The 7,538-nt window shown below is 58.5% G+C and carries 9 protein-coding genes and 1 pseudogene; 2 read left to right on the top strand and 8 right to left on the bottom strand.

Annotated elements, in window-relative coordinates; all coding sequences use genetic code 11:
- Positions 1-98: 98 nt before the first annotated feature.
- Positions 99-455: pseudogene (locus ACXPVS_RS25895) on the top strand (tyrosine-type recombinase/integrase); the annotation flags it as partial.
- Here ACXPVS_RS25895 and ACXPVS_RS25890 read toward each other — a convergent pair.
- Positions 428-700: a pyocin activator PrtN family protein gene (locus tag ACXPVS_RS25890; protein ID WP_458512439.1), complete on the bottom strand. Its 273-nt coding sequence runs from the start codon at positions 698-700 to the stop codon at positions 428-430. The pseudogene ACXPVS_RS25895 and the gene ACXPVS_RS25890 overlap by 28 nt on opposite strands.
- A gap of 245 nt (positions 701-945) precedes the next feature.
- Here ACXPVS_RS25890 and ACXPVS_RS25885 point away from each other — a divergent pair, with 245 nt between their 5' ends.
- Positions 946-1,767, top strand: coding sequence for a type IV toxin-antitoxin system AbiEi family antitoxin domain-containing protein (locus ACXPVS_RS25885; RefSeq protein WP_458512438.1), 822 nt, complete (start codon positions 946-948; stop codon positions 1,765-1,767).
- Positions 1,768-1,881: 114 nt separating this feature from the next.
- Here ACXPVS_RS25885 and ACXPVS_RS25880 read toward each other — a convergent pair whose 3' ends face one another.
- From ACXPVS_RS25880 to trbF, 7 genes are all read right to left on the bottom strand, one after another.
- Complete coding sequence (locus tag ACXPVS_RS25880; RefSeq protein WP_458512437.1) at positions 1,882-3,369, bottom strand: Fic family protein; 1,488 nt, start codon at positions 3,367-3,369, stop codon at positions 1,882-1,884.
- A 233-nt stretch (positions 3,370-3,602) separates the two neighbouring features.
- Positions 3,603-3,890 carry a HigA family addiction module antitoxin gene (locus ACXPVS_RS25875; RefSeq protein WP_458512436.1) on the bottom strand — a complete coding sequence of 96 codons (288 nt, stop codon included), beginning with the start codon at positions 3,888-3,890 and terminating at the stop codon, positions 3,603-3,605.
- A gap of 14 nt (positions 3,891-3,904) precedes the next feature.
- On the bottom strand, positions 3,905-4,183 hold the full coding sequence (locus ACXPVS_RS25870) for a type II toxin-antitoxin system RelE/ParE family toxin (RefSeq protein WP_458512435.1): 279 nt from the start codon (positions 4,181-4,183) through the stop codon (positions 3,905-3,907).
- A gap of 112 nt (positions 4,184-4,295) precedes the next feature.
- Positions 4,296-4,529 (bottom strand): DUF2274 domain-containing protein, encoded by a 234-nt coding sequence (locus tag ACXPVS_RS25865; RefSeq protein WP_458512434.1) that lies wholly within the window; start codon positions 4,527-4,529, stop codon positions 4,296-4,298.
- A complete protein-coding gene (locus ACXPVS_RS25860) occupies positions 4,526-5,830 on the bottom strand; it encodes a TrbI/VirB10 family protein (protein WP_458512433.1) in 1,305 nt (434 codons plus the stop codon). The genes ACXPVS_RS25865 and ACXPVS_RS25860 overlap by 4 nt, the downstream gene beginning before the upstream one ends.
- Before the next feature lie 2 nt (positions 5,831-5,832).
- On the bottom strand, positions 5,833-6,825 hold the full coding sequence (trbG, locus tag ACXPVS_RS25855; protein ID WP_458512432.1) for a P-type conjugative transfer protein TrbG: 993 nt from the start codon (positions 6,823-6,825) through the stop codon (positions 5,833-5,835).
- The gene (gene trbF, locus ACXPVS_RS25850; RefSeq protein WP_458512431.1) at positions 6,822-7,529 is read right to left on the bottom strand and encodes a conjugal transfer protein TrbF; all 708 of its coding nucleotides are present in this window, start codon (positions 7,527-7,529) and stop codon (positions 6,822-6,824) included. Before trbF ends, trbG begins: the two co-directional genes overlap by 4 nt.
- Positions 7,530-7,538: the final 9 nt, after the last annotated feature.

Below are 7,538 nucleotides of genomic sequence, written 5' to 3'. Positions count from 1 at the left end.
GAGTGTCCAAGTGGCCGTGGAATGGGTGTCCAAGTCAGCGTGGAATCGCTGTCCAAGTGTTCGTGGACTGGGTGTCCAAGTGCGCATGGAATCCCCACAAATCGTGCCGAGAGATCTTCCCCTATTGCTCGGACTCAATTTCGGCTTCCTTTACCCGTACCTGCAAGTTCCTCGAGATCAAAGATCTGCATTTCCATGACCTTCGCCATGATGGTGTGAGTCGGTTGTTTGAGATGGACTGGGATATTCCTCGCGTAGCCAGTGTTTCTGGGCATCGTGACTGGAACTCAATGCGTCGGTACACGCATTTGAACGGTCGAGGGGATCCATACAAGGAATGGACTTGGTTGGGCAAGATCATCGCCGCCCCTGTAGAGCTTGGGGCTCGGGTGCCAAGTGAGGCCGATCCTGGTTTGGCCAGAGCGGGTCAGCCTAAGCGCCGTCCCGTCAACTGATCCCTCTCTTTGATTGCTGCCGCTCGCTGCCTGTCGATATAGGCAGCGAGATCTTCGAGGTGTATTCCAAGGTTTGCCTTCTGGGAGTCTGCGCCGAGGCGCACTACTGGTAGGTCGATCTCACCCATAAGCCTTTTGCGTTTGAACTTGTCCACCGACAATCCAAGAAAGTCGCGGCAAACCCAGTCGATGGGGATGACGGCTTGTCCGTCGTACTGAGTCATCAGCAAAAACAGTGTCTTCATCACTCCACGTGCCTCATTGATTATCCTATTCGCAGCCTAAGAGGCAGAGGTCACGCTGAAAACCAGCTGTAGAAAATGGGGGCGTAGGTGTGGGTGGCTCAGGGGGGTATTACACCAGTGGAGTTGGTACCTGAGCATACCGTTGGTTTATATTTAATTATAAATGCTCACTATAAGTGAGTTATTCTTTATTTATTTAAACCGATGGCTTGCGTTTGGTTTAAATAAATCATATTTTGCTCACTATGAGTGTGCAAAAATCAGAAAAGTTAAAATCTCTGCTTGCGGGGCTCCGCGACAGGACTCTGGTCACAAGTCGCTGGCTCAAGGCTCGTAGCTATGGCAGTAGCCTCGTTTCGCGGTACGTCGCGAGCGGCTGGCTGGACTCCCCTGCGCGCGGGGTGTACCTGCGTAAAGGCGGACGACTTAGTTGGTCCGGTGTCGTACGAGCGTTGCAGGAGGGTGAAGGACTGCCCCTGCATGTCGGTGGGCGCTTTGCTTTAGCCTGGTACGGGCACGAGCACTACCTTCGACTGGGGGATTCCGAGACTGTAACGCTGTATGGGGTCGACGGTGTTCCAGGATGGGTGGACAAGTTGCCGCTCAAGAGCAGGATAGTAGTCTGCGGGAAAAGCCCATTCGATCTGACTGCACCGCCATTCAATGCTGACGCGACAGATGAGAAGCTTCGAGCGCTTGGACTCGAGTGGATAGACGTCGATGGCGATCTTGGTCGTGTGGTCTTCGCAACGCCCGAACGTGCCATGCTGGAGTTATGTGATGGAGTTTCGGACTCATCACTCGTCTATGAGGTCGATGCGCTGATGCAAGGTGCAGACACCTTCCGCCCCCAGCGGGTCAGCATGCTGCTGCAGCATTGCACCAGCATAAAGGCCAAGCGGTTATTCCTAGCACTTGCCGACCGTCACCAGCATGCCTGGCTGGAGCATGTCTCGCTGGATGGTGTGTATCTCGGCAAGGGGAAGCGCTGCTTGGTCCCTGGGGGGCACTTGAACCCGACCTACCAAATAACCTTGCCGGCGGATCTGGATGAGCACCTGGGATAGACGTTACACCGATCGTGTTCAGTTGGAGCGCAAGTAACTAACCACACCTCCGAGGAGCGCTTGGCTCTCTGGTTGCTAACCTCAAAGCGGAAGATTACTCGCCAGTTGCCGGCCTCATCGAGTCGTACGCTGCTCTGTGAGGACCTGCTGAGCAGCCGTCTCGATGTAGTCGAAGACTTCAGCAGGTACTGTGTACTGGTATTGTTTACGGCGGTGTTTGGAAACAACCCCATTATTTGTGAGGCACATCATCACCAGGTTAGCCAAGTCGCTGCCACGGATGTCGAATTGCTCATCAACAGCTTTGTAGACTGCGTCGTAGCACCCCAGGAAGGCTGTTTCTTCCCGTAGTTCGACCTCTAGGGCGTGCTGAGCCATCTCCATCGTGAAGGTGACGCCCGGGGTTGCATCCCAAAAGCGATAGATTGCCGGGTGGCCTCTGAAATCAAAAGCCAGCGTTCCAAAGTCAATCCACTGAACATCCCAGAAGTCGCGAGCCGGGCGTGAGAACTCCTGCAGCGACTCCAGATACAGGCGCTCTTCGCGCTTCATTGCCACCGACACGGGTAGAAGCAAGCCGTTTTCTAATGCGTTGGCGCGGCACAGCACCTGGTGAATCAGGAACCGGGACAGTCGGCCATTCCCATCCATGAAGGGGTGGAGGAGGACGAAACCGAACGAGATAATGCCGGCTGCGACAAGTGGGTCGATTTGGGTCGGGGCCTCATTAGCGAACTGCATGAGGTGCTCCATTAACTCGCGGCACAAGTCTGGTGGCGGAGGTACATAAGTCACACCGGCAGCACCCTGTAGAGCACCAGCGAGGTGGTTCTGCTCGTGTCGGAATGCTGCCGCGAGATCGTACGGGTTGGACACTGTGGCGTTCTGTAGCGCAACTAGATACTCCTCGGTCAGAGGCTGACGTTCGTGCGCCTGGCGTAACAACTGAATGAAACGTCGGGACTTGTCTTCGCTCGGTGCTTCACGCTCGATTGCGAAAGAGTCCTTCGTCTCATGCAGGTACGCCCAGTTGATTGCCCGGTCCATCATGACAGGCGGTAATGACGCCACAAACGCTTTTGCCCGGCCGAGAATGTCGTGCGCTTGAAGCTCCATTATTCGTTGTGTTCTTTCCACGGTGGCGCAGTAGTCCAGTGTACCGAGACCATTGAACTCCACCCGCCACCGCGAATTTCTCTCGCCTGGTCTGGTGACGTAGCGCTTAGGATCGAAAAGCGCGACGAAACCACCTCGAACCGGCGCATGTTGAGAAACTTCCTCGCCTGTAAAGGCTTCCCGTAGGTAGCAGGCTTTTCGGATGTAAATGCCGTTGGGAGCTTCTTTCAGTGCTAGTTCAAGCGCTGTGGCTGGTATCTGAGGTAAGGCCTGAGCCAGAATCGTGAGATTGATTCCTTCATGCTTCAGGGCAAATAGCACGTGGCCGAGCAAATCGTCGGATGCTGGAGCAGTGGCTGGTGGTACCGCCAAGGTCTGGCCTATCTTTTCCAGGCGGGTGACAGGTTGCACAACTGCTGGCAGGCGCAGAGGAAACGCAGATAGTTGCATCGCCTCGTGTAGCCAGGCATATCCGACTAGGTGCATGTCAAAAATCCTTTAGGCCGATTCTGAGCCTCAGTTTTTCTTAACTGAGACAAGAAAATCTTTATTTCAGGTGATTCTACTTATTTTTTCTTAATTTAATAGATCGATTTTTCCGAACACCCGGTGTCGACTGAGGCAGGTCGGGCCGTGGGTGAGTCCGAGGGTGTTGGCAGCCCAGGCACCATGTTGTACCAGCGTTTCGTCGTGTTGCTCCGCATCTTGCCGATTGGCCGTTAAGCGATCGCGGCAAAACGCTCGATAGGCGGCTGATCGCGGTGCCTTGCTTGCCAAAGGTCATAGTCGGCTTGTACGCCCAGCCAGGTGCGGGCATTGCCAATGCCGGCCAGTTCCAGGCGAACGGCTAGGTCCGGGCTGATCGGTGCGTGGCCGTGCAGGATCCGGGACAGGGTTTCACGTGCAAAGCCCAGACGGCGCGCCAGTTCTGCAATGCTGATGTCTAGTTCGGGGAGCACGTCCTCGAGCAGCGTTTCGCCAGGATGCGGCGGGTTGAACATGACCATAGGGGCGCCTCCTGTTAGTGGTAGTCGAGGTAGTCGACGAGTTCTATGTCGCTACCCACGAAACGAAAGATCACCCGCCAGTTGCCGTTGACGGTGAGCGACCAGAACTCTTCCAGTTCCCCTTTGAGGGGATGTAGCCGCCAACCGGGTATATCGAGATCGGTAGGCTCGCTGGCTCGATCCAGAAAACTCAGCATCCGGCTCAGGCGCTTGGCGTGGTCAGCTCGGATGCCTTTGCTGGAGCCAGATTCGAAAAATACGCGTAGGCCTTTGTGCCTGAAGCTTAAGATCATAGTGTGATGTATTCGGTCACGGTTTTCAACGGGATGCGTGTTGCCTGGATTCAGGTTTGCTACCCAGTCCTGGGTTCGGGCATTCCAGAGAGCTTGCTCGACGTCGCGGCAATCAATTGCCTTTATCTATTTCCACGTTGGCTCTTCTGAATACCCGATCTCGCGCCATAAATGCTTCCAGCATGTGCGGGATGAGCGTCAGTGCATCAACCTCTTCGCCATAGGCTTGCGCGTGCAACGCCGCATAGCGCTCAAGATCAGCCTTCAGGCTGGCTGGACAGATGAAGGTGACTTTCAGGTTCTCGGTCTTCGGCAAGGGGCCGAGACGCAGCTTGTTCGTGTTCATTGCGGGTTCTTCTGCTGGATAAACAAGGGCTGATAGGGACGTAACACCAGGTCGCGGTTGACGATCACGCGCAGTGGCAACCCTGGGCGCTGGGTCAGCGTGGGCTGGATATCGAGATTGCGACGGGTGACCTCCTGGCCGACCTGGTTCACCGTGTCCTGCAGGCTGTCGCGCCCAGCGATGATGATTCGGTCGCCGTCGGTGCGGTTGGCAGGAGCCGCCAGTTCGGCACCAATACCCAGCAGGCTGGTCATGGCCGCGCCGGCGACGATCCGATCCCAGTGCCAGTCAACGTCATCCTCCAGACCGGCATAGCCGGCGGTGTCACTGCCAACCAGGTTGTCGAGTTGGAAGGACGAGGTGTCCGGTAGGATCACCCGCTGCCACACTACCTGTACGCGACTCTGGCCGTAGCTCACCTGACTGTTGTAGCGGCCTAGCAGGCGCGAACCCTGAGGGATCAGCACATGTTGGCCGGTGGCGCTGTCGTAGACCGGTTCGGTCACCGTGGCGATTACATCGACCGTTAGGTCTGACTTGATACCTGTTACCAGGGCAGCAGCGAGCACCGTGCCGGCCATGACCTGGTAGGGCGAGTCGGGCATTTGCACAAATCCGGAATTACGGATTTGTGGGGATGTGGATTTACTGACAAACGCCTCTTTCTGCTCCTGGCTGTTCTGCGTTGATCCGGCGCTTGCAGGTACTGCGGCAGTCGAGGCGGGCCCGGCCGCCATGGGGTCGAATCCGGCCAGTTGCGAATGTACCGGCCGGCTTTTGGTCGGGGTACCCGCACCTGCCGTCCGCCCGCCACCCGAGCGGAAAAATACGGAGGACAGCGCTGCTTCTTCGGCTTCCTTGAGCCTGGCCAGGCGCTCGGTCTCAGCCGGATCAGGGCCAGCATGGCGGTAGTCATAACCTTGGGCCTGTTGCTCCGCCCTTAGGATGGGGCCACCCAGATCGCCGGGCAGGGGTGGCCCGAGTTGCGGTACTTCGGGTGCGGAGGGCGGCTGCAGCTGCGAGTAGTCGGCGGGTAACTGCTCCAGCCCCTCGGAACGGGCCACGCGGTCGACGTTGTACAACTCGGTTTGCTCGGCACCTTGCCGCCGCTGAGGCGGCTGCAGTGACCAGAGCATGGCGCCTAGCACTGCAGTGGCCAGTCCACCCGCTAGGACGGCCAGCATCCGCGGGTTGAGACGGGTGACCGGGCGCGGCTGGGCACGCAGTTCGAGACTTTCCGGGGGCACCTTGGGCGGTAATTCTGAGGATTGGGTGTGCTGGACGTTATCGGCAGCGCTCATGCTCAGGGCCTCCGTGCTACACCATCGGTGCGCTCGATCCGCACTACGTCGCCCTTGTCTGCGCCGAGGCGCAACTCGGCGGCACCGAACAGCCGATCCACGATGTAGTAGGGCGAACGGAAGCGGTAGTTGACTAACTGGCCGTCGCCCTCCGGGCCGATGACGAACAGCGGCGGCAGTTCGCCTTGGGCGATGCCCGCAGGAAACTGGATATACACCTTCTGGCCGTCGTCGAATGCGCGCAGCGGCTGCCACGGCGGATTGCTGCCGCTGATCGCATAGCGGAAGCGCACCCGATCCAGCGACAAGCCAACATCGACCGGTACTGCCGCGTGAGCAGTGTTGGCCCGACGCTGCAGTGCGAGCATGCGATCTTTGGGGTAATCCCAGGACACCGAGGCCATCCAGGCCTGCTCGGTGGACGTCAACTCGATCAGGTAGGTGCGCCGCGTCGTGGTGATGACCAGATTGGTCTTGAGGTCGGAGCGTGTGGGTTTGACCAGCACACTGATCCGAAGCTCATCACCACTGCCGCTGGAGGTGTCGCCAACGATCCAGCGCACGGTGTCGCCTGCGGCCACGGTGACCAGATCCTCGCCGACCTGCAGGTTGATCACGGTCACGCGACCTGGACTGGTGTACACCTGATACAGCGCGCCATCAGAAAATGGCCACACCTGAATGGCATTGATATAGCCCTCCTGGGTCGGCGCCATGCGCGCGTCCCGATTAGCACGTGAGACGCGTACCCGTTCATCGGCGGGTTCCTTGGCCCGGGAGGCCGACTTGGTATTAGGAAGCGGTTTCAGCTGTGCCGGTAAGGCCAGTGGCTGCGGTACTGCCACCACCTCGATGGGTTTGGGTGGTTCCGGCAGACGCTGGGCTTCCAACGGCTCGTCCAGGGCAATGGCCGGCGGAGCTTTACCCTGGCTGGCGCAGCCGGAAAGCATGGCCAGCAGGAGAGGGCAGGCGTAAAGGTATGCGGAGGTTTTCATGGGGTCTTGGCTCCTTGCGTAGTGTCCAGTTCACGGCTCCACGACAGGCCGTTGACGTAGATGCCCAATGGGTTACGGCGCAGTTTTTCCTCGCTACGTGGAGGCTGCAGTACGATCGATATCACCGCGGTCCAGCGCTCCAGGCCCGCAGCCGCGCCATTCACATAGCGGCGCTCGTTCCAGCGCACCTGGAACGAGTTGTCACTGGCACGCACGACGCTGCTCAATTCGACTGTCACCGACTCCTTGCCGACCCGGGTGAAGGGATCGTTGGCGCGGGCGTAATCGTTGAGCGTCGCAGCGCCCCGGTCGGTGGTGTAGTGGTAAGCCTCCAGCCAGTTCTGCCGCACCACCACCGGGTCGATAGATAGCGAGCGCACCAGACTGATAAAGCGCGCCAGATGGTGAGCCATTTGCGCATCGTTGGGTTGGTAAGGGCTGGCCGCCTCGCCAACGGCCCGCACCTGGCCGGCACTGTCGACCTCCACCACATAGGGCGTGACCATCGACTGGGCCGAACGCCAGACCAGACCACCGGCCATCAGCAAGGCTAAACACAGGCACCCGAAGGCCATCAAGCGCCAGTTCTTCGCTTGCGCCAGGCTGGAACCCATACGTTGGTCCCAGACCTGCGCTGCTGCCTGGTAAGGCGTTGCAGGTGTCGGGGTGTCGCTGTAGCGCACCTGCGGGCGTTTGAATCGCATGCTCGTTCT

The sequence above is a fragment of the Pseudomonas sp. Ma2-10 genome, from assembly GCF_054330215.1.
Note: the sequence above shows the minus strand (reverse complement) of the source record. Positions and strands in the feature narration are given on the sequence as shown.